The 20,314-nt window shown below is 49.1% G+C and carries 20 protein-coding genes; 6 read left to right on the plus strand and 14 right to left on the minus strand.

Annotated features, from left to right (window positions below):
* Positions 1-27: 27 nt before the first annotated feature.
* Positions 28-2,490: a VolA/Pla-1 family phospholipase gene (locus M1L23_RS02375; RefSeq protein ID WP_252625390.1), complete on the minus strand. Its 2,463-nt coding sequence runs from the start codon at positions 2,488-2,490 to the stop codon at positions 28-30.
* Positions 2,491-2,704: 214 nt separating this feature from the next.
* Here M1L23_RS02375 and M1L23_RS02380 point away from each other — a divergent pair, with 214 nt between their 5' ends.
* A complete protein-coding gene (locus M1L23_RS02380) occupies positions 2,705-3,451 on the plus strand; it encodes a YciK family oxidoreductase (protein ID WP_252625421.1) in 747 nt (248 codons plus the stop codon).
* Positions 3,441-4,262: a S1/P1 nuclease gene (locus M1L23_RS02385; RefSeq protein ID WP_252625391.1), complete on the plus strand. Its 822-nt coding sequence runs from the start codon at positions 3,441-3,443 to the stop codon at positions 4,260-4,262. The genes M1L23_RS02380 and M1L23_RS02385 overlap by 11 nt, the downstream gene beginning before the upstream one ends.
* A gap of 12 nt (positions 4,263-4,274) precedes the next feature.
* Here the strand turns inward: M1L23_RS02385 and M1L23_RS02390 are convergent, their stop codons facing one another.
* A complete protein-coding gene (locus M1L23_RS02390; protein ID WP_252625392.1) occupies positions 4,275-5,327 on the minus strand; it encodes a WD40/YVTN/BNR-like repeat-containing protein in 1,053 nt (350 codons plus the stop codon).
* A gap of 90 nt (positions 5,328-5,417) precedes the next feature.
* On the opposite strand from M1L23_RS02390, the gene M1L23_RS02395 reads away from it, so the two are divergent.
* Positions 5,418-6,422, plus strand: a complete 1,005-nt coding sequence (locus M1L23_RS02395) for a CpcT/CpeT family chromophore lyase (protein WP_252625393.1) — start codon at positions 5,418-5,420, stop codon at positions 6,420-6,422.
* A 12-nt stretch (positions 6,423-6,434) separates the two neighbouring features.
* On the opposite strand, the gene M1L23_RS02400 is transcribed toward M1L23_RS02395, so the two are convergent.
* The 10 genes from M1L23_RS02400 to M1L23_RS02445 form a co-directional block, all read right to left on the minus strand.
* Entirely contained in the window at positions 6,435-6,872 is a 438-nt protein-coding gene (locus M1L23_RS02400; RefSeq protein ID WP_252625394.1) for a hypothetical protein, read from the minus strand.
* A 10-nt stretch (positions 6,873-6,882) separates the two neighbouring features.
* The gene (locus M1L23_RS02405; RefSeq protein WP_252625395.1) at positions 6,883-8,055 is read right to left on the minus strand and encodes a hypothetical protein; all 1,173 of its coding nucleotides are present in this window, start codon (positions 8,053-8,055) and stop codon (positions 6,883-6,885) included.
* Positions 8,056-8,195: 140 nt separating this feature from the next.
* On the minus strand, positions 8,196-8,420 hold the full coding sequence (gene nqrM, locus M1L23_RS02410; RefSeq protein WP_252625396.1) for a (Na+)-NQR maturation NqrM: 225 nt from the start codon (positions 8,418-8,420) through the stop codon (positions 8,196-8,198).
* Positions 8,421-8,430: 10 nt separating this feature from the next.
* Positions 8,431-9,282: an FAD:protein FMN transferase gene (locus M1L23_RS02415; RefSeq protein ID WP_252625397.1), complete on the minus strand. Its 852-nt coding sequence runs from the start codon at positions 9,280-9,282 to the stop codon at positions 8,431-8,433.
* 15 nt (positions 9,283-9,297) lie between these two features.
* Positions 9,298-10,524 carry an NADH:ubiquinone reductase (Na(+)-transporting) subunit F gene (gene nqrF / locus M1L23_RS02420; protein WP_252625398.1) on the minus strand — a complete coding sequence of 409 codons (1,227 nt, stop codon included), beginning with the start codon at positions 10,522-10,524 and terminating at the stop codon, positions 9,298-9,300.
* 43 nt (positions 10,525-10,567) lie between these two features.
* Entirely contained in the window at positions 10,568-11,176 is a 609-nt protein-coding gene (gene nqrE, locus M1L23_RS02425) for an NADH:ubiquinone reductase (Na(+)-transporting) subunit E (RefSeq protein WP_252625399.1), read from the minus strand.
* A 3-nt stretch (positions 11,177-11,179) separates the two neighbouring features.
* Positions 11,180-11,815, minus strand: a complete 636-nt coding sequence (locus tag M1L23_RS02430) for an NADH:ubiquinone reductase (Na(+)-transporting) subunit D (protein ID WP_252625400.1) — start codon at positions 11,813-11,815, stop codon at positions 11,180-11,182.
* A complete protein-coding gene (gene nqrC / locus M1L23_RS02435; protein ID WP_252625401.1) occupies positions 11,815-12,570 on the minus strand; it encodes an NADH:ubiquinone reductase (Na(+)-transporting) subunit C in 756 nt (251 codons plus the stop codon). The genes M1L23_RS02430 and nqrC overlap by 1 nt, the downstream gene beginning before the upstream one ends.
* The gene (locus tag M1L23_RS02440) at positions 12,563-13,786 is read right to left on the minus strand and encodes an NADH:ubiquinone reductase (Na(+)-transporting) subunit B (protein WP_252625402.1); all 1,224 of its coding nucleotides are present in this window, start codon (positions 13,784-13,786) and stop codon (positions 12,563-12,565) included. Before M1L23_RS02440 ends, nqrC begins: the two co-directional genes overlap by 8 nt.
* A 4-nt stretch (positions 13,787-13,790) precedes the next feature.
* Complete coding sequence (locus M1L23_RS02445) at positions 13,791-15,131, minus strand: Na(+)-translocating NADH-quinone reductase subunit A (RefSeq protein ID WP_252625403.1); 1,341 nt, start codon at positions 15,129-15,131, stop codon at positions 13,791-13,793.
* A gap of 343 nt (positions 15,132-15,474) precedes the next feature.
* Between M1L23_RS02445 and M1L23_RS02450 the strand changes: the two genes are divergently transcribed.
* Positions 15,475-16,122 carry a transposase gene (locus tag M1L23_RS02450; RefSeq protein ID WP_252625404.1) on the plus strand — a complete coding sequence of 216 codons (648 nt, stop codon included), beginning with the start codon at positions 15,475-15,477 and terminating at the stop codon, positions 16,120-16,122.
* Between the two features lie 47 nt (positions 16,123-16,169).
* Here M1L23_RS02450 and fabV read toward each other — a convergent pair whose 3' ends face one another.
* Positions 16,170-17,345: an enoyl-ACP reductase FabV gene (fabV, locus tag M1L23_RS02455; RefSeq protein WP_252625405.1), complete on the minus strand. Its 1,176-nt coding sequence runs from the start codon at positions 17,343-17,345 to the stop codon at positions 16,170-16,172.
* A gap of 285 nt (positions 17,346-17,630) precedes the next feature.
* Here fabV and M1L23_RS02460 point away from each other — a divergent pair, with 285 nt between their 5' ends.
* Positions 17,631-19,583 (plus strand): methyl-accepting chemotaxis protein, encoded by a 1,953-nt coding sequence (locus M1L23_RS02460; protein WP_252625406.1) that lies wholly within the window; start codon positions 17,631-17,633, stop codon positions 19,581-19,583.
* A gap of 31 nt (positions 19,584-19,614) precedes the next feature.
* On the opposite strand, the gene M1L23_RS02465 is transcribed toward M1L23_RS02460, so the two are convergent.
* Positions 19,615-19,926, minus strand: a complete 312-nt coding sequence (locus tag M1L23_RS02465; RefSeq protein ID WP_252625407.1) for a BolA family protein — start codon at positions 19,924-19,926, stop codon at positions 19,615-19,617.
* A 144-nt stretch (positions 19,927-20,070) separates the two neighbouring features.
* Here M1L23_RS02465 and M1L23_RS02470 point away from each other — a divergent pair.
* Positions 20,071-20,314: hypothetical protein (locus tag M1L23_RS02470; RefSeq protein ID WP_252625408.1), on the plus strand; the 244-nt coding region annotated here is incomplete at its 3' end.

A 20,314-nucleotide genomic window follows, 5' to 3' on the forward strand; every position in this document is an offset into this window, starting at 1 on the left:
TCATTTCTTTTGCTAACTAAATAGTTGTTACTGTTTCACTAGCGTCGGGTCAACATTCAGTAGCAACATGCCGGTGCCAAACCAAGCAGCAATCGCTGTTTGCTGGTTCGCCGTGGTTGCTGCATCGTCGGCTGGGCTCAGTAAACCAGCGTGGCCGCCTTTCAAGTAACGGGCCGCACCAGTAACTGGTTTGCCATCCGTCGACTGAGCTGGGCCTTTAATGCTGGCTAAACCTAACAAGCGAATCATTGGCTCGGTGCCACCTAATGGGTGCGCGGTACTGTTTGGAATGGTCTTATCGCCTAGTGCTTCAATTAAAAACACTGGAGTTTTCGAACTTACCATGCGGCGCATGTAGTTCAGTGGGTCACCTGAGTCAACAACCGTTTGTGCGGCAAACTGGAACTGCGCTAACAAGGCATCCCGTGCGGCAGCTTCAGGAGCACTGGCTACACCGTTAAAGTACATGGTGTAGTACACGCCAAGCTTATTCATAAACTCGTCGCTACCAGGAACCACACCCGAATTAGTTGCTTCTTCAAGTGCAAACTCAGCAAACTTCGGGAACGACTGGAACGACAACATACCGCCAATTAACGGACCAAAACTTTGCGACTCAAGTAAGAACGGCGCAATACCAACACCAGGCATACCTAACGCACCGGCTTTCACCTTGTACAGTGGGTCTACCATTGGGGCCATGTCGCCACCAACAGTGGTGTTTGCCAAGGCAACAAAGTTATGCCCCGCCATCGCACCCAGCGAGTGGCCAGTAAACTTCACGTCGTTACCGTTAATGGCAGCGCCACCAAAGTTTGCCGCACCATTGCTTAGGCTTAAACGCACACCTAATAAGTCCGACACCGACTGGCGCAAGTTATCACGGGCGGTTAATAAGCTAGCAAGGTTCAAGTAGTTGGTTGGTGAACCTTTTCCTGTAGTGGCGTTAATACCACCTGGGAAACCACGTTCACCGTGCAATGGGTGGTCAATGGCAATTGCCGCATGACCAAACATGGCAAAAGTACCCGCAATAGCTAAGAAGTTTTCTTTCGAGCCAGTAATACCGTGCTGGAAAATAACAATCGGCCAACCCTCGGCCGGTTGCTCTAAGGCAGGTAATTGCTGAGCTGCACGTAAAGCGTTAGCAACCGCTAAGTTAGGCACCGACATCAGCAAAGGTACCTGTGGTAGGTTTTGCGGACGTGGAATCGGGTTAAACTTCGTTAAGTGGCGGCCTTGGTCTAAACCACGTGGGTTGGTTTCAGGGTGTACCGCTTTAGTTGGGTCAAAGTTAGGGTTATAAAGCGCTAATGGCGCCGCTTCATAAGGAATTGCACCCGCCAGTTTACGTGGGTCGGCCAGCACTTCCGCTGGGTTTAAACCCAAACCAACTAAGGTTGCAATCAATTCGTCTTGGGTTAACGCACCTGAACCAAGCGCAATTTGAATCGACGCTGGGCTTACTGCAGTAGCCTGCCAACGACCTTTTAAAGGTGCATCTGGCTTCGCTGCGGTTGGTTCTGGGCTGAAGTAAGGTAAGTTCACCTGGCCGGCATAAATGTCAGCGGCAGTGGCAACCATATAGCTTTGGCTACCCGGGGTAACTTGGCCTGCTTGTGCCAGCAACTGGCCCGCATTCGCGCCAGTAGGGCCAGCAACCAACTGTGGAGCTAAACTAGGCTGCAGCATCATTTGCTTAATAACGCCTAACACGTCACCCACCGACTGGGTAGTGAACGAGTTGGAATGAATCACCGTTCTTACGTCAACACCGGCGGCGGCCAAAGCGCCACGCTGGCTGTTAATCATACCTTGCAGGGCCTGCTCTGAAGCCCCACCAATCGGGTCGGTGGCAATCGGTTTGCTCAGCGTATAATAGGTGGTAGAAGGCGCTACCGAACGGCCAATTTCATCTACAACGTTATCGGTAATGCTTACCACATAGCCAGTTTTCGGTTTTAGTGGTTTCAGCGGAATAACCCGTGCTTTATTATTTGCCCATACCACCGTGAAGTCTTCACCATGGCTTAATTCACCGGTGATAGTACATACCGCACCAGCAGGAACTGTGGCACAAGCTTCGACACTCATGTCGGCACCCATCACAGCTTCATACATGCGTATAGAGCCAACCGCAGTAACACTGCGACCGTCTATACCAATTGGGTCGCCGTTTTCATTAAAGGTACCGTCGAATTCAAAATCAAACGGCATTGCTGTCGACCAACCGTCTAACGCAGAAATAGCCGCAGAAGGGTCAGCATAATTATCACGGTTGGCCACTGGCAGCATTAATGTGCCGTCGGTAGTGCCACCCAATAAAATATCCGTAGGAACAGTTAACTTACCCATGCCTGGGTCGAAGACAACACGCGTTGCCGAGATGTTAATTTCTTCATGTGTTACCGGGGCGTTGTCGCCATCCGATAAACAGCCCGTTAAACCGAGCGCTGAAGTGACTGCCAATGACAGAAACAATTTTTTCATGAGATTTCCCCAATCCTTGTTGTTCTAATTCTAGGCCCACCTGGGCTTTAAGTGCTGGCCCACTTTGGGTAATTGTTAACGAGTTTTATACACCGCTCGCGCGTAATGTTAAAGTTATTTTTATCTATTCGCACGTACTAGCTGAGATCGTCTTAAGTTCTACTGTACAATATGGACAAATCAAATGCACAAGTCTAATCAAAAAGTTGGAAATATGCAGAATCATCAAAAATATAAGCCACAAGCAAACGCCTTAGCAAATAAAATCATTCTCGTTACCGGTGCCGGCGACGGTATTGGCCGTGAAGCCGCCCTTAACTACGCTAAATATGGCGCTACCGTTATTTTACTCGGCCGCACCGTGGCCAAACTCGAAGCCGTGTACGACGACATTGTTGCCGCCGGCGGCGCCGAGCCAGCAATAATACCGCTCGACATGAAAGGCGCCACCGAAAACCATTATCGCGACATGGCAGCTACTATTGTAGACCAATTTGGTCGTTTAGACGGTTTGTTACATAACGCTAGCATGTTAGGCATACTGTCGCCCTTCGGCCACGTCGACTTACCCACCTGGAACGACGTTATGCATGTGAACGTAACCGCCCAGTTTATGATGACCAAGGCCCTCTTACCGGCGTTACTTAACTCTAACGCCGCCTCGGTTATTTTCACTTCGTCTGGTGTTGGCCGTAAAGGGCGCGCCCATTGGGGCCCTTATGCGGTGTCGAAGTTTGCCACCGAAGGCATGGCACAAGTGCTCGCCGACGAATACGAAGGCACCAACTTGCGCGTAAACGTAATCAACCCCGGTGCCACCCGCACCAAAATGCGCTCGCGCGCCTACCCCGCTGAAGACGTCAATTTATTAAAAACCCCAGCCGACCTAATGCCTACTTATTTGTATTTAATGGCCGACGACAGCCAGCCAGTAACCGGAGCCTCACTTAATGCGCAATAATCTTCCCGTTGTCCGGCAGGCACGGTCTGCCGCTATGCTTTTGGCCTTGTTATTCGCGGCAATAATGCCATACCAAACCCACGCTTGGGGTTTTCAAGGTCATACCTATATTGGCGATCTCGCTTGGCAGTATTTGTCGCCCGAAGCCCGCGCTTGGGTTACCGACAAACTACAACGGGTCGACGAGCCTTCACTAGGCACCATGACCACCTGGGCCGATCGTATTCGCAGCACGCCAGAAGGTCGCGCCATGGGGCCGCTGCACTTTGCCAACGTGCCACCCACGGAAACCAGTTTTAATATGGAACGCGACTGCCCCAATCACCGCTGTGTGGTGGGTGCCGCTATCGACGCCGCTGCTATTATGTTTAGCAAAAGCAGTAGCAAGCAAGAACAAGCCGAAGCGTTACGGGTATTTACACACTGGATAACCGACTTACACCAGCCGTTGCATTTAGGTTTTTATGAAGACAGGGGCGGCAACAGCATTCGTGTTACCTATAAAGATCACAGCACCAACCTACATGCCCTATGGGACACGGTTATGCTGCGTGAAGGTATGTTATTAGAGCCAGTACAATTGGCCGCCAATAACCCATTACCAGCGGCGCCGGCCAACTTAAACGCCGCACTACTCGAATGGGCCACCGACGCCAACCACCTTGCGCGGGAATATGCCTACAAAGGTATCGAACACCAAGGCGAAGTTAGCCAAGCCTATGTGCAGCACGCCACGCCTATTGTGCAACAACAATTGTTACTGTCTGCCCAGCGGCTGGCTTACTTTATCGAAGCCGCCGCCCGCCAATAGCTTTGGCGAAAATTACGGCGTATTAACTTGATACAACTGATTATCGGTGCCTAGCAGCCAGCAGTGTTTGCTACTGCAAGTAAAAGCACGGGCACCGATACTTTCTTCGCTGTTGTTTAAAACGTTGCTTAAAATACTTTCCCACTTGGCATTACCCGCCATGGTTTGCTCTAACTGGCTAACATAGGCGCCATGTTGGTTACCTATAAACACTTTGTCACCCTGCTGAAACAACACCTCAATTGCACTGTGCATTGCTGGCGTGTTAACCGCGTTAAACTCACCTTGTTGGTAGGTATAAAGCTCGCTTGTAGTGGCATTACCGCCAGCCAGTAAAAAAGTAGTGGGGTTTAGCGGCCACACGGCACTAATTCCAGCCAGCGGCGTGTCGCTCACCTGAAAGCGCAAGGCGTTGTCTTCTTTAAACATAATCCGCGCTACGGCGGCATTTTGGGTACCCATTAACCAGGTATTATTTTCAAACCGCACACAGCTGTCGCTGGTGTTACTGGCTTGTTCGCCGGGCAAGGTGCGCTTGGCAAAGCCACTGCGCGAGGTATTCCAATGCTTACCATTATTCGACCGCACCACATGCCAATGTTCATTTTGGCTGTCACCCAATATCCAAGCTTCACCGGTTGGGTTTATAGCCATGCAGCGTAACTGCTCTTGTTGCTCACCGCGATACAGCGGGCGCCAACTAAAACCGCCATTGCGGGTAATATACAGGCCCGAGCGCGCCCCCTCGCCCGACGTTAAGGCATAACCATGGTGGTCGTCGAGCACCGTTAACTGGCGTACATGCAACTGCTGCAAGCTGGCATCTGCGGCTAACCGCGACAGCTCAAAGGTGTTACCGGCGTCCATCGAAAGCGCCACATAGCCGTCGTCGCTGCCGGCCCAAACCACGTTATTCACGGCCGAAAGGCTAACCCACCGGTGCTCTTGCGGTAAATTTATGTCGGCGCTGGTTGCTACTACAGTGGCTTTGGCTTGAGTGGCAAAGAATGTAGCAGGAAGAAGAATAATCAAGCTTAACAACAAAGGTGTTCGATATAGAATCATTTAGGCATTAGCCCCATTAAGAAAGCGAAGTACGAACTTTGAGTGTGTTATAGTGCCGCATATTCGATGGGTAAACAATGAAGACAGCGAATGATGCTATTTCAAAAAATAATTAAAACAAAGGCTTTGGCCTTGCTCGCGCTTAACGTCGCGGCGCTGCCAGTGGCCATGGCCGACACAATGCCTGCCGCGCCAACCCAAGCTGAACTGCAACAACGGTTGCTACAAGCTTTATCGGGCGAATACTCAAATTTTCACGCCTTAACCGAACAACCAACCACCGTGGGCGACTTCCCGCCCATTATTCAGCACGGCGAACCTATTATTCTTGCCAACGGCGAACAGGCCTTGTTAGTTAAGCAGGGGTTTCTTTCTTCACGCGCTAGCGATGCAAGCAATAGCTATTATCGCCGCACCCTGTATGTGTTTGTTACCCCACGCAATAGCAACGAAATCGTGCAAATAAGCTACCCACTAAGTGCCAGCGTGTCGAAGCAAGCCTTAACCGAGCCCGACGCCTTAGCCGAATTGCCCCGCTTACCCGGCTGTGAAATTTTTTGGCAGTACGAGCCAATGGCAAATGGCCACGACAGTTTTAATGGCTACCGTAGTCCCGACCGTTGCTTTTTTGTCGATGAAAAAGAAATACCTGTGCATTTAGAAACCATTGTGCATGTTACCAACAACGAATTACAAATGACCGAAAGCCTGCTCGACAGCAACGGCGAGCCCTTGTTAGAAGCGGAAATAGGCGGCACCATAACCTTAAACCCAATTCGTTTTTTCGATATGACAGTGTCGTTTCTACCCGATGGGGCCAATAAAGACGATCCAGCAGCCTGGATAAGTGTGCAGCCCGACGGTTTAATTCACGACCATGGCCAGCGCATCAACCTGCGCACACAAAAAGAACAACAAATTTTGCCCTACCAAATTAAGATAGTTCGCGCCGACAGTAACCAAAACCTGTTACAGGTGCGAATTTACTCCTTAGGTTTAGACACCCCGTTAGAAGACTTAACGGTAGAATTAAACGACGGCGTTGGAGTGTTGCATATCGACCCATTGCGGGTCGAAATTGAACTTCGCAACTAATTTTCTTGGCCGTTAAAAGCGCTCAACAATAAACAGGCCGTTGGCTTTGCTGGCGTCGCTAATATAACCAATGGCGTTGTCGTTGGCCTGTATAAAGCCAATAATATCTTCGTCGCTGCGCAATATACTTAGCTCCCAAGCACGGCCAGTAAACACCAAACGCGACCAGTGGGCTTTCATTTGTGCGGGCGTACGGCCAATAATTTTCTGCTCGAAGCGCTCACGGGTTTTATCCCCTTCGGGTAAGTTTACAGCAATAAAGTCGCGCTGCTGGCCCAAGTACATGCGCCGCACCACATCAAGCTCAATTTCTTTACTACTTACTATGGCGCCTTTGCCAAGGTTCGCTTCGTCACCGGCCGCGTGGGCATGCCCTGTCAGCATATTAAGCACCGCAGCGGCAACAAACAAACTTAAAATAACAATGCGGCTACGCATTCCTGCAATCACGAATGCCCCCTTAAAACACTGTTTGCACAGCAAAAGAAATTAAATTCGCATCCGCATTACCGCGTGTGTCGTTTAATTTAGTTATATCAAGCTTTAACGCTACACCCCGATCAAAATCATAACGCACCCCTAGTGTGTAATAATCATATCGCTTCACTTCACTTGCAGCGGCCCCTTGCAGAAATCCGGCAAGCGCAGAATAAGGCGGCAAGCCTGGCAATTGCGCTGTTATTGGTGGCACCGTTGGTAGGTGTCGTTCGGGTCGTGCCGGTGAATCTTTAGTTTGCTCAAAGGTGCCGTGCACCGTGTAATTACCGAAGCGTTTGCCCAAGGTTAAGTACTGAGAAAATTGCCGTGCCACCATGCTGCCAGGCACCCGCAGCGCGGTATATTCGCCACCAAAAAAAAAGTCCGAATTATCATACATAAAGCCCACACCACCAAAGCTACCTTTGTCGCCTTCCGCAAGTAAGGCGTCGGCCGCTTCTGGAACACCATAGGCTCTTAAAATATCGGCCAACCCAAGCAAGTTAGGGTTGGTCACGTGCAAACTCACATCGTTCGTCACAAAGTAACCACCCCGCAGGGTCCAAAAACCCTGCTCTGCGGTCGTGTTAAAGCCAATAATATTATGCACGTCGGCTTGCACTGGTTCACGGTTAAAGCGAATTTCGTCATTAAAACGACCAGTTATAATCTGCGTACTTATTAAAGCATTACCCAGCATCATATTATTGGTGAAGTTCATGCCCAAAATAGTATCGAAAGGTGCTCGGTATACACTCGCCGGCGGTCGCAGCCAATGGTAGGTGTAACCCACATCAAGGGAATCGGAATAGCTATACATAGGCAGCCTAAGTTTGCCCGCATTTATGGTCCAGCTGTCAGAAAGTTTGTAGCGCAAATAGGCCCATTCAACACCCACGTCGAAATCGTCCTCGCCGCGGGCCATAAATTGCACCGTCACCGAAAGGCGATCAGAAATAAAAGAAGAGGCTTGCAAAGCAAATAGGGTGTCGGGCTTGAAGCCAAGATCGTTAGTGTAACCCAGTAGTTCTTCGTCGCTCGCAGTGGTAAAACCACCACCGAAGCTGGCAAAACCACTCCATTCAACATCAGCGCGGGCGGGAGTTGTTGTCAATAAGAGAACAAGGCAGAAGAGTATAAATGAATTTTTTTTCAAGGCCTTGTCCTTAACAAGGTTGTGTTATTCGTAGGGCAGGCATGGCCTGCCGTGGCGGTAACCATCATCGGTACGGCGTATTGGTGACAACCATCATCGGTGCTGCGTACGGCAGTGCCGTACCTACGGAATACCGTGCGTCACACGATACGGTTTTCTTGCCAAGACTTCTCGCGGGTGGCGCGGGTGCGTTCACGCTCTTTGCGCGCTTCGCACGGGTCGGCGCAGTCGCATGCTTTTTCCATGCCTAGCGCGCCAATGCCGCCACAACTGCCAGCAATCGACTTACGCTGAACTAAGAAGCCTAGCGACATACCAGCGAACACAATCAGCATTAACACAAATGCCAGTATAAAAGTTTGCATAAATCACCTCTTAAGGAAAAGCACTACTATTATAACGCTTAACCGCGCCATTTACATGCTGATTAATAACTATCGGCAAGTCTAGTTGCTCCGCCACAATTAACGCTTGCTGTGGTTCCATCATCGCCAGCCACTGGGCCAAGGCCGAAGCCAATATGGTGGTTTTGTTCAGCACGAATACCTGACTACCATTTGGGGTTATGGCGTAGCCAAGGGCGAAGTTCCGTGGCTTAGCGCCCGTTGGTTCTGACCCCAACATTGTTGGTTTTAACATTTCAAGGCGGTGGTGGCCGCGGGTGCGGCTTTGGCCATTAATAGTAATTCGGTACTGCTCAATGCCCATTTGCCCCATTAAAATGGCCACTCGGTCTACTACAAAGCCACTTAGCAAAGAATCGAATTCAAGTTGCAAACTGGGCTCGGTTTTTCGTAACTGGTGGTTGTCTACCAGCAGCAACGCATTTAACGGCTCAGTAGCCGCTTGCCCTGCCGCAACGCTAAATAAAGCCAAGTCGCCTGCGGTTACTTCATTGGCCTCTAAGCTGGCCCGCACAAAGTCTTCTAGCTCGCGGGTTAACACCATGGCTTCAGTACTGTGCCAATTATTAATTCGTGCTACTTCCGACCCGGCATAGGTCGTTGAAAGTTGTTTTTCCAAGTGGCCCACTAAACTGCCAATGCGCTCGGCGGTTCGCACCTCAGTTTGGTTTGGGCTTACTGGCAAATAGGCCACTTGAAACTGCAACTCACCTACTTCCCCTGCTGCTAAATGCGCTTCCGGCGCGTCGCTGCAAGCGGAAACGAAAAAGGCCAGCCCCAGCGGGGCCAGCCAATATCTTATGGAACGAGTAACGTTATTCACGCTAACAGGCCCAACTTAACCACCGAAGTCGTCAAGCATAATGTTTTCGTCTTCTACGCCAAGCTCTTTCAACATGTTAATTACCGCAGCGTTCATCATCGGCGGACCACACATATAGAATTCGCAGTCTTCCGGCGCAGGGTGATCTTTCAAATATTGCTCATACAACACGTTATGAATAAAGCCTGTAGCACCTGTCCAGTTGTCTTCTGGCTGCGGGTCTGAAAGCGCTACGTGCCATTCGAAGTTGTCGTTTTCACGGGCCAACATATCGAAGTCTTCAACATAGAACATTTCACGCTCTGAACGAGCACCATACCAGAATGACATTTTACGCTTGGTGTTTAAACGGCGTAACTGGTCGAAAATGTGCGAACGCATTGGGGCCATTCCTGCACCACCACCTACAAACACCATTTCCGCATCGGTTTCCTTGGCGAAGAACTCACCAAAGGGACCTGAAATAATGGCTTTATCACCTGGCTTCAAGCTGAAAATATACGACGACATTTGGCCAGCAGGTAGGCTTAAGTCACGTGGCGGTGGCGTAGCAATACGCACGTTCAACATGATAATGCCTTTCTCTTCTGGGTAGTTCGCCATGGAATAAGCACGAATTACTTCTTCGTCTACTTTCGACTCTACATCAAAGAAGCCAAAGTGGTTCCAGTCGCCACGGAATTTCTCCGGAATATCAAAGTCCGAGTACTTCACGTGGTGCGGCTGCGCTTCAATTTGCACATAACCACCGGCACGGAAAGGTACTACTTCACCGTCTGGAATTTCTAACACTAGCTCTTTAATAAAAGTAGCTACGTTATCGTTCGAGCGAACCACACATTCCCACTTCTTAACCCCGAACACTTCTTCGTCGAGCTCAATCCGCATGTTCTGTTTTACGTTCACCTGGCACGACAAGCGCGCACCTTTACGAGCTTCACCACGTGAAATATGGTCACGTTCGGTCGGCAAAATGTCACCACCGCCTTCCTGAACATGCACCACACACTGGCCACAAGTACCACCGCCACCACAGGCCGACGATACAAAAATGCCCGCATTTGCAAGCGCACCCAGCAATTTACCACCCGGCTGGGCACTAATTGTTTTTTCTGCGTCATCGTTAATAACGATCTGCACGGCACCAGTAGGTACTAGCTTTGAACGGGCGAACATAATCATCGCCACTAACGCCAGTACTATAATGGTAAACATGCCTACGCCAAGAATTATTTCTTCCATCGACTCGTTCCTTATATTCCCGCTACTTCTTTATACCGAGGGGTTACAGGGATACGCCGGAAAACGACATAAAGCCCAAACCAATCAGACCCGTGCTGATGAAGGTAATTCCAAGGCCACGAAGGCCGTCTGGAATATCCGCATACTTCAGCTTCTCGCGTACCGCTGCCAACAAGGTGATTGCAAGCGCCCAGCCCACACCACTGCCGATACCATAAACGACAGACTCACCAAAGTTGTAGTCACGCTCAACCATGAATAACACACCACCGAAAATTGCACAGTTCACGGTAATCAACGGTAAGAAGATTCCCAAAGCGTTATACAGCGACGGCAAATACTTATCCAAAGCCATTTCTAACACTTGAACCAACGCAGCAATAATGCCAATGAAGGTTAAAAAGCGTAGAAAGCTTAGGTCTGCATCAGGAAAGCCAGCCCAGCCTAAAGCGCCCGGCGACAATATGTAAGTGTTTACTAAGTTACCCGCTGGTACCGACAAACCCAGTACCACAATAACCGCAACACCTAGTCCAAATGCGGTGGTTACTTTTTTCGATACGGCTAAAAAAGTACACATACCGAGGAAAAACGAAAGTGCTAGGTTCTCAATGAACACGGCACGGATAAACATGCTGATATAGTGTTCCATTGCTTAAACCTCCTTCGCTTCAACTTGGTTAGGACGGTAGGTACGAATTATCCAAATCAACCCGCCAATAATAAAGAACGCGCTTGGTGGCATAACCAACAAGCCAACTGGTGTGTACCAGCCGCCGTCTGTTACTAACGACATAATTTGGTAACCGAATAAGCTACCTGAACCGAACAACTCACGGATAAAACCAACAATTAACAGTACCGCTGAATAACCTAAGCCGTTACCAATACCGTCTAAGAAGGAAAGTCCTGGCGACTCTTTCATCGCAAAGGCTTCCGCCCGTCCCATAACAATACAGTTGGTAATAATTAGGCCAACGAACACCGACAATTCTTGCGCAATGCCGTAAGCAAAGGCTTGCAAGAACTGGTCTACAACAATTACCAAACTAGCAATAATTGTCATTTGTACAATAATTCGAACACTCGAAGGAATGTAGTTACGAACCAACGAGATAGAGAAGTTCGACATGGCGGTAACAAAGGTAAGTGCAATACACATTACCAAGGTTTTATCCATGCTCGAAGTTACCGCAAGGGCCGAACATACTCCAAGAATTTGTAAAGCAATGGGGTTGTTTTCCAAAATTGGACCAAACAACGTATCTTTAACTTTCTTTGAAAGCGCCATTACTTAGCTCCTCCGTCACGCAGCTGTGCTAAGAAACCACCGTAGGCTTCGTTGCTTAACCAGAATTTCAGGGTTTTATTCACGCCATCGCTCGTAATAGTAGCGCCAGAAAGTGCATCTACTTCACCTTCTTTAGCTGCTTTACGCACTGCAATGGTTACATCGCCGCTAGCGTCTACAGCTTGCAAGCCATTGAAGCGAGCGGTCCAGCGTGGGTTCTGAATTTCACCACCTAAACCTGGTGTTTCACCATGCTTATAGAAGTAAATGCCGCGAATATTTTCACCATTAGGTTCAATAGCTAAAAATGCGTACATCATGCCCCATAGGCCAGCGCCACGTAGGTCTAATACGTAGGAATCGGTTACACCGCTGTCGTTTAAAATTTCGTATACCGGCACCACTTGGTGCTGATCACGCACACCAGCTTCAGTACCTTCTTTGCTTACCGTGAAGGCGGCCGAATTTTCAATCGCACCTTCCAGTTGGCCAAGGGTATCGAAACTAACAATTTCATTGGTTGCTAAGTTGTAGCCTAAGGTTTTCACCCGCTTATCAAACAAGGTGGCAATTTCTGCGCCCTTTGTTTCAATACCAGCCGTGGCCATAATGTTCAGCTGCTTTGCTTCAGCGGCATTCGCCTGCTGACGCGGTTTTAACAACACTGCCGAACCTGCCACAATAATTGAACACACTAAGCAAAGAACAAGTACCACAGCAAATGTTCTTCCAACTGTTTCTTTGTTATCAGCCATGGCGTGAAACCCTCCGCTTAATATTAGCCTGTACGACAAAGTGGTCAAATAGCGGTGCAAATACGTTGGCGAATAAAATCGCTAACATAATACCTTCTGGGAAGGCCGGGTTTAGTACGCGAATCATAATGGTCATAAAACCAATTAAAATACCGTACGCCCACTTACCATTGTTCGTAAACGACGCCGACACCGGGTCTGTCGCCATAAAGAACATACCAAACGCAAAACCACCAACAACTAAGTGCCAGTACCACGGCATCGCAAACATGGCGTTGGTGTCGCTGCCAACCAAGTTAAGAATGGTTGCAAATCCTGCCATACCTAGCATAACGCCAGCCACTATGCGCCACGACGCAATGCGGAAGTAAATTAGCGCTAAACCACCAATGGCAACGGCAACCGTAGAAACTTCACCAACTGAACCAGGAATACGGCCAATAAAGGCGTCCATCCAAGTTACTGCGCCAATTGCTTGGCTCGACAGCTCACCAGCAAATTTGCCCGCACCGTTAAAGGCTGCGCTTAATACCGTTGCACCTGAATGGCCGTCAATGGCGGTCCATACTTGGTCGCCAGAAATAGCCGCTGGAAACGAGAAGTATAAAAACGCACGTCCGGTTAAAGCTGGGTTTAAGAAGTTACGGCCAGTACCACCGAAAATTTCTTTACCAATTACAATCCCGAAGGTAATACCTAGGGCCACCTGCCATAAAGGAATGGTAGCGGGAAGAATAAGCGCAAAGAGCACCGAAGAAACGAAGAAGCCTTCGTTAATTTCATGTTTACGCACCGTTGCAAACAACACTTCCCAAAAACCGCCCACAATAAAGGCGACAGCGTAAATTGGTATAAAGAAACACGCACCGTACCAAAGCATAGTGCCCCAGCCGGCGTTTTCAAAACTACCACCAAGCATTTCAAACAGGCCAACCTGCCAAATGCTCGCTAGTTGATAACCCTGCTCAATCGCCAACGACGCTTGATAACCAACGTTATACATACCGTAGAACATGGCTGGAAAGGTCATCATCCACACTAAAATCATAATACGCTTTAGGTTCACTTGGTCGCGCACATGCGTGGCGCCCTTGGTGGTGCTCCCTGGCGTATACATAATTGTTGCCACTGCTTCATATAACGGGTACCACTTCTCGTGCTTCCCGCCTTTTACAAAGTTCGGCTCTATCTGCTCAAGATAATTCTTTAAGCTCATGACATCAGCCCTCTTTCTCTATCGTGGTCAAAGCCTTACGCAGTAGCACACCGTAGTCGTATTTACCCGGGCATACGTAAGTACACAGGGCTAAATCTTCTTCGTCGAGCTCCAAACAACCCAGCGCTTGCGCACTTTCAATGTCGTCCGAACATAGGTCGCGTAAAATCATAGTAGGCAAAATATCTAACGGCATTACCCGCTCGTAGTTGCCAATTGGCACCATCGACCGTTCTGAACCGTTGGTAGAAGCGTTCATGCTGAAAAGTTTTTTCGGGCTTAAATGCCCAGCATAAGCGCGGGTCACCGAATGCATGTTTACGCCAGGTTTACCCCAGCCCATGAACTCTTTCTCGGCGCCTTCTTCCAGCAACGACACTTGCAAGTGAAACCGGCCTAAATAGGCATGCGGGCCAGCCGCAGTATGACCATTTAACACCGAACCCGACACAATGCGCTGTTCGCCTTCAGCCAATTCACCTTTGGTAAGGTCGTTCAAATTCGCGCCCAAACGGGTACGAACTAAACGTGGCTTAATTGCACTTGGGCCGCCAATCGCCACAACACGATCCGTAAACAACTCACCCGTGGTGAATAATTTACCAATCGCAATCACGTCTTGAGCGTTCAGGTGCCACACGTGGTAGGTCATATTCACACCTTCTAAAAAGTGAATATGGGTACCCACGTTGCCGGCCGGGTGAATACCTTGAAAGGTTTCGTGTGTCACTGGCGCATCGCCAAAGCTAACGTCGGCGTTCGGCGCAGTAACCACATAAAGCTTACCTTTGGTTAAACGGCTTACAACTTTCAGGCCGTTTGCAAAAGCGTCTTTCTGTTCGTTAATCGCTAACACTGGGTCGCCCGCAAGTGGATTGGTATCCATCGCGTTTACGAAAATGGCTTTCGGTTCGCTGTCTAATTTAGGCGAGCGTGAATAAGGGCGAGTACGTAAAGCAGTCCACAAACCCGACTCAACCAGGTTGTGTTGTACTTTTTCGCGGTCAAGCTTCAACAGCTCATTCGCGTCGTACTTGTCGAACGTCACCTGCTCGTCGCCATCAATTTCGATAACGACCGACTGCAGCACACGACGCGCGCCTCGGTTCACTTCTTTCACTATACCGGCTGCAGGAGCAGTGAATTTAACACCCGGATTCTTTTTGTCTTCAAAAAGAATTTGACCTTTTTTAACACGGTCATCCACATGCACATGCATGGTCGGGCGCATTCCCACATACTCTTCACCAAGTACAGCAACGGACGAGATGGCAGCACCATCTTCGATAATCTGCTGTGGAGCACCCGCAATCGGGATGTCCAATCCTTTCTTTATCGTAATCATACGCGTTTGCACTACTCAATTTAGGGAAGATTGAAAAGCTCAAAATTCGTTTCGCGACAGAATTAAAAACAACCCTGCACTTTACAGGGTCGGTATTCTAGCACTTTCCACACTAAAATAAAGGACCATTTCCAGTTGGTGGGGTCAGAAGCAACATCCTACCAAAATGCTGGGGTCAGAACTAACTTATTAGGTAGTTTTGTTGCTTTTGCTGGGTTTGCGAGCTTTGGTTCTGACCCCACAATTATGGGGTCAGAACAACAATTGTGGGTTTTGGCATAAAGATCAGGAAACTTTGTACATCGCGGTCTACCCTTTGTTTCTATTCAAAAGGAGATTGAATATGGCTCGAAGAATTCGGGTGAATTTACCAGGTATTCCGCAGCATGTGATTCAGCGTGGCAATAACAAAACTCAATGCTTTCATGAGGTAAATGATTACAGCTTTTATGCAAAGTTATTGCGTGAATACCAAGAAAAATACAAAGTAGATATCCATTCCTGGGTATTCATGACAAACCACGTTCACCTGCTATGCACCCCGCAGTCAGACTATGGAGTTAGTTTAATGATGCAAGCCATTGGCCGTCGTTACGTTTTATATTTCAATAGGCGCTATGGCCGCACGGGCACTCTTTGGGAAGGCCGGTTTCGCTCTAGCCTAGTCGACACTGATGAATACCTCCTAACCGTTTATCGCTATATTGAAATGAACCCCGTGCGAGCTGGCATCGTCACCTGCCCAAGTAAATATCACTGGTCTAGCTTTGCTTCAAACGCTTACGGACGCGACTCAACCATACTCACACCGCATCCGGTTTATTTAAAGCTAGCAGAGCACCAAAACGACCGATTGCGCGCCTACCGACGCTTATTTGTTAACGATGTTAAAGGCGAAGTTCTTGAGCAAATTCGTGATGCTCTACAAGCTAATATGGCCTTCGGCCACGATACTTTTAAAAAGCGAATTGAACTGGTAACAGGCCAATAAAACCGGCAAATGGGGTCAGAAAGTTTGTTCTGACCCCACAATTAAAGCTACCAGGAAACGAGCGGGTTGACCTCGGCTTCGTAGTCGACGCCTTCTATGCCGAAACCAAATAAGCGCAAGAAGTCGGCGTGGTAGCCTTTATAGTCGGCTAACTCGTGGAAGTTCTCTTGGGTTACTTGGTCCCACACGCCTTTAATAACCGCCTGGGTGGCGTCGTTGGTTTCTTTGGCGTCCATGCGTAAGCGGTGCGCTTCGTCTAGCTCGGGCTCGTCTACATACAAGGCTTCGCTGAACAAACGGTAAATTTGTTCAATACAACCTTCGTGGGTGCCCTGCTCCTTCATTACCTTATACATCAACGAGATATACAACGGCATTACCGGAATCGCCGAGCTGGCTTGGGTTACTACCGCTTTCAGCGACGACACATAGGCCTTTAGGCCGAGCTCGTCGTAGTCTGCCCGCAACGCAGCTGCAGCACGGTCTAAATCTTCCTTGGCTTTACCAATGGTGGCGTGGCCATAAATAGGCCAAGTCAGCTCTTTACCTATATAGGTGTAAGCCGTGGTTTGGCAGTTTTGCGCCAACACACCGGCCGCCGAAAGTGCCTTTAACCAGCGCTCCCAGTCTTCACCGCCCATTACCTTCACCGTATGGGCTATCTCTTCTTCGGTAGCTGGCTCTAGCGAAATATCATGCACTAAATCTTTATCGGTATCGTAGGTTTTGGTGGTGTAGGCTTGGCCCACTGGCTTCAAGGTCGAGCTATACAAGGTGCCGGTTTCTGGGTCCATGCGCTTTGGCGACGCCAAGCTATATACCACTAGGTCCACTTGGCCTAGCTCTTCTTTAATCTTGGCAATGGTTAGCTCTTTCATTTCATCTGAAAACGCGTCGCCATTTAGGGTTTCTGCGTAATGGCCTTCAGCACGAGCTTTTTCATGAAAAGCGGCAACGTTATACCAACCGGCAGTACCGGTTTTACGCTCGCTCGGCTCTTTTTCAAAGCACACTCCAACGGTTTTAGCGCCCGCGTTAAAGGTCGACACAATACGCGACGACAACCCGTAACCGGTGGAACAACCAATAATTAACACCCGCTTCGGGCCGTCAACTTTTGGTTGGGCTTTAACAAAGTCAATTTGCTCTTGAACATGAGCAGCACAACCAACAGGGTGGGCGTTGGTGCAAATAAATCCGCGAATACGTGGCTTAATAACCATAATGTCCTTCTCTTTTTAGCAGTTTTAGCAGTAACTAATGCCGCTATTCTACCCCAACAGCAGCAACTTAACTCATCCGATGATATGCCCTGCCTCGGTGGCGAGCAAACCGCGACATCTCAGCGAATAAGAGCAGCCCCTAAAGAGGCATCTAAAACCCCAGCATACCTACGGCGGAGTACTACTACACCATTGGTACACATCAACTGTGGGCAGTTGCTTTTTTGACCGCTTATGTTGTTTAATTTGGTAGTTGCTTTAACAATTACACTACAAGGTATATAAATGTCAGGAATTATTGATAAATTAGGCTTTAAAGGTAGGCTCATCGCTATGCTCGTTTCTCTTGTAGTAGCGTCTATCTTAATCGTTGCAACAACAGTTTATGTGCAATACCGCAATTCGGTTATCGACGCTACCATCGATCGCCTCGCCAGCGCCGGCGAAACCACCAGCACTAACTTTACCGACTGGTTACTTGAGCGCCAAAACGTCGTTCGCATGGCTGCTAGGGCCCCCGCTACCGTTAATATGGACATAGTACCCATGCAAGGTGTCATCACCAATTTGGCTGAAGGCCGCGGTTTTTTCGACACTATTTATGTGCTCGACACCAACGGCAAGGGCATTATGGGCGTGTCCTATGCCAACGGTACATCAACCTTTATTCCGCCAAGCGAAGCAAATAGCTTCCAAGTGGCCGATCAAAGCTGGTTTAAACAGGCTATTGAAGGCAACGACGTTATTTCACAACCGCTTATTTCAAGAGCCACCGGTAACCATATAACTAATATGGCTATTCCTATTCGCAGCAATGGCCGCATTATCGGTGTGCTTCGCGCAGCGGTAAAGTTGGAAAATTTAACTCAACAACTACAAAATCTTAAAGTCGCTAGCAACCCCAATGTGTTTTTAATTGACAGGTCACGCAAATTAATCACCCCTTCGCGCTATCAGTCCGACATGACCACACCAGTTAACACTCATGCGGCCGAGGCGATTAGTCGCAGCCAAACCGGGGTAGACTTCTACACCAACTCCCGCGGCATGAAGGTTATTGGTAGCTACAATTACATGGACATTCTCGGTTGGGGCCTTATTGTTGAACAGCAAGAAAACGAGGCCTTAGCTGAAATAACCAGTATGTTTTGGCTAGTTACCCTTATTGTCGCCGTAATGATAGCTATCAGCACGGCCATCAGCTTATGGATAGCCAATAGCGTACTTAAAGTACTCGGCGGCGAGCCTAGTTACGCCACAGAAATTGTCAGCGCTGTGGCCGAAGGTGACCTAACTCAAACAATAAACCTGCACGGCGCCGAACAAAACAGTTTGCTGGCTGCCATTGCCCGTATGCAAGCCCAGCTGCGCACTATCATTGGCGACATCAGTAGCTATTCAGAACAAGTTGCTTCTTCCGCCACCGAACTCTCGCACATTAGTGACAGTACCGAAGCAGGTATCGAGCGACAAAACGAGCAATTAAGCTTAGCCGCCACTGCAGTCAACGAAATGAGCACAACTTCAGCTGAAGTTGCGCGTAATGCCCAAGAAGCTGCCTCAGCTGCAACACGCACCAATGAAGAAGCTCAAACCGGCCGTGAAGCCGTAACCGCCACCATTAATAGCGTATATGAACTCGATCAGGAAATTCAAAGCACCAGTGTTATTATTGACGGCCTTAAAGCCGATAGCGATCAAATTGGTCAAGTACTTACCGTAATCGAAACAATAGCGGAACAAACCAATTTACTCGCTCTTAACGCCGCCATTGAAGCTGCACGCGCGGGAGAAAGTGGTCGCGGCTTTTCTGTTGTAGCCGACGAAGTACGTACATTAGCGAGTCGTACTCAACAAAGCATTCAGCAAATACAAAGTGTCATCAGCAAATTACAAACCGCTACCGAACGCTCTGTACAAGCTATGTCTGTTAGCCGCCAAAAAGCAGAGGGCTCGCGCGAGCGTGCAAACCATGCCGGAGTTTCGCTTGAGCAAATTGCTGAAGCCGCCACTGTCATTAACGACATGGTGCACCAAATTGCCAGCGCCACAGAAGAGCAAACCGTAGCCACCAAGGAAATAACCGAAAACATTCAAACCGTGGCCGACGTTGCGGTAGAAAACGCTGGCAGTGTTAGTCAATCCACCATCGCCAGCGAATCTCTTGCTAACCTAGCTGAAAACCTACAAGGCTTGGTTCGTCATTTTCGTATTACCCCCATCAAAGCGGTTAATTAGTGGGGTCAGTAATTAGTGGGGTCAGAACCAACTAATTACCCACGCCCATACAATTAGGCGAGGCCTGCTCTTGCGCGCCTCGCTTCTCCCACTCTGCCGGGGTAAAAGTATGCATAGCTAACGCATGCAGCCCCTGGGCAAATTCATCGGCCAAGGCTTCGTTAATTGCTCGGTGCCGCGCCAGCAATCGTTGGCCTTCAAAGTGGGTGCTTACCACCACCACCTTAAAATGCGACTCAGCGCCCTTGCCCGAGGCATGCATATAGCTTTCATCTTCAACTTGCAAAAAATCCGGCGCAAAGGTGGCCGTTAGTTTGTTTTCAATATTTGTGTGTCGTGACATGTTTTATTTCCTGTTTAATATGTTAACCGTTAACCATCGTGCGGCGTACGGCAGTGCCGTACCTACAAAATATTTCCCGTGGCCGTTGCCGTTAACCACCGTGCGGCGTGTGGGAATGTTGCCGGTTTCCCCCAACCGTAGGGCATGGCATTGCCTGCCGTCAATCCGTTGGTGGTCGTTACCGGTTGCCCCAACCACCGTGCGGCGTACGGCAGTGCCGTACCTACAAAATATTTTCCGTGGCCGTTGCCGTTAACCACCGTGCGGCGTACGGCAGTGCCGTACCTACAAAATATTTCCCGTGGCCGTTGCCCCAACCATCGTGCGGCGTACGGCAGTGCCGTACCTACAAAATATTTCCCGTGGCCGTTGCCGATAACCACCGTGC

Source organism: Aliidiomarina quisquiliarum (assembly GCF_023922585.1).
GTDB classification, from domain to species: Bacteria; Pseudomonadota; Gammaproteobacteria; order Enterobacterales; family Alteromonadaceae; genus Aliidiomarina; species Aliidiomarina quisquiliarum.